Consider the following 1,578-nt stretch of genomic DNA (forward strand, 5'->3'; position numbering starts at 1 on the left):
GATTTTGTAGTGATCATCACCGCCTGATACACCGCCACAAGGAGTATCGTCGGAGGCGTCAGATGTGTATAAGAGGCGGTGGCCGTGGTGGCCGGGCATATCCAGGCGGGTGAGGGGGAGGTGGGACAGCTCCACCAGGCGGTCGTAGAGGGGGGTCATAGGGATCACATCCTTTTTCATGCTTTATGAAAAACAGATTTTGTCTCCAGTCCTGGAGATGGTTTATCTATTTTCGATGGTTCAGGCTTGGAAGCCTAGGGAACGCGCTCCCCGCTGGGGGTCCATTTTGACTGGCCAAAATGGACGAAAAGCCACTTAGGGCGTTCCCCCCTAAGTACCCCCCTGGGGTACGAGGCTGGAACTGCGTCATGCCTAGGTTCGGCCCGTGACTCTTGCTGTGGCTCCTGGTACTGCCACCACACCAGGTTACCCTGGGCAGCTGGCCCTATGGCTGGGTGCTTTCCACCTCCGGGCCTACCTTGGCCAAGCGGCGTTCCCGCCGCCGGGAGCCTGGCCCCCGGCAACTGGGAACAGTTGCACACCAGGGTAAGGCCCTGGCAGTAGAAGTACCATCGACAGAGGAGCAGGCACGCCCCATAGAATGCCTACGCCATCTATGTGACAGGAACCAGTCCAGGGGCGAAAAGAGGAGCACGCAGGGATAGCCAGTACCGCGGGGTGGATTCCACAAGGCGGGGGAAGGCCCCGCCTTTGGTGGGTCTTTGGTGACTTTCTGCCCAATCAGAAAGTCACCCCAGCGGAGCGTCCCCACCGGGGGCGCTGGTCTGCGCCTGAGAAATCGGAGAAGAGAAAACTCTCTTCTCTCCCGGGGGAGAAAACAGAAATACAACAATGGCCTGCCGTGGACTTCCACAGCAGGCCATCGCATTGTTAATGTTTCTGTGGGGTGTAAGCCACAACCGTACGGCGGTTGGGCTCGGTGCCGGTGGAATAGGTGCTCACACCAGCCACATCCTGGAGGGCGGCGTGGATGACATGACGCTCGTAGGCGTTCATGGCCTCCAGGGTGATGTTGCGGCGGTACTTGACCACCTTGGCTGCGGTCTTGTGGGCCAGCCGCTGGAGGGCCTCCTCCCGGCGGGCACGATACCCCTCGGCATCCACATGGATGCGCACCCGGTGGCTGCGGCCCCGGTTGACCACGTAGCCGGTGAGCTGCTGGATGGCGTCCAGGGTCTCGCCCCGGTGGCCAATGAGGGCGCCCATATTCTCGCCCTCCAGCACCACCTGGTAGGTGTCCCCGTCCCGGGTCACCCGGGACGTGGCCTCCACACCCATCTGGGCGAACAGGCCGGACTGGAAGCGGATGATGCCCTGAGCCACCTCATCGTCCACAACTTCCACCACAGGTGTGGAAGTCTGGGCGGGCTGCTCCTCTACAGGCTGGGGTGCCACCACGGGCACCACCTTCTCCTCCACCACAGGGGCGGCGGGGGCAGGGGCGGGCTCCTCTCCCACCACCGGGGCCTCACCGGGGGCCTCGGAGGTGGGGTTTACCTTGGGGGGCACCGAACCGATGCCCAAAAAGCCGGGCTTCCCGCGGTCGGAAACCCCCAG

The 1,578-nt window shown here is 62.7% G+C and carries 1 protein-coding gene; it reads right to left on the reverse strand.

The window, feature by feature from the left end; all coding sequences use genetic code 11:
* Positions 1-891: 891 nt before the first annotated feature.
* Positions 892-1,578: RNA-binding cell elongation regulator Jag/EloR (gene jag / locus E0L15_RS12600; RefSeq protein WP_168125813.1), on the reverse strand; the 687-nt coding region annotated here is incomplete at its 5' end.

It is taken from the genome of Pseudoflavonifractor sp. SW1122 (assembly GCF_012027765.1).
GTDB classification, from domain to species: Bacteria; Bacillota; Clostridia; order Oscillospirales; family Oscillospiraceae; genus Enterenecus; species Enterenecus faecium.